The organism is Vibrio sp. 10N.222.55.C6 (assembly GCF_041473395.1).
GTDB lineage: Bacteria > Pseudomonadota > Gammaproteobacteria > Enterobacterales > Vibrionaceae > Vibrio > Vibrio crassostreae_C.
In genome coordinates, this window is record NZ_JBFRSD010000957.1 from 1 (window position 1) to 283 (window position 283).

General features: G+C 40.3%; 1 pseudogene. It reads left to right on the forward strand.

The window, feature by feature from the left end:
* Nucleotides 1-14 precede the first annotated feature (14 nt).
* Nucleotides 15-283, forward strand: a pseudogene (locus AB4486_RS27045) (AAA family ATPase); the annotation flags it as partial.

Sequence of the window (283 nt, forward strand, 5' to 3'; positions counted from 1 at the left end):
AAACTGTCAAACGAATGATAGCTGAACAACTCTATGACAGCCGAGATAGTGAAATCCTCTCCGAACATTACAGTTTTATTGAGGATATAAATATAGATAGCCTTAAAACCTATCGCAACTTGCTGGCTGCTCATAGTCCACAGCATCCTTACCTTGAATATGAACTTTTCGACCTATTTAAAAAAATAGGTGGGTGGATCAAAAACAGAGAGAATGGTAAAGAAGGGCTTACTCTCGCAGGTGTTCTGATGTTTGGTAACTGGGAAGCAATTTCCGCAGCCTG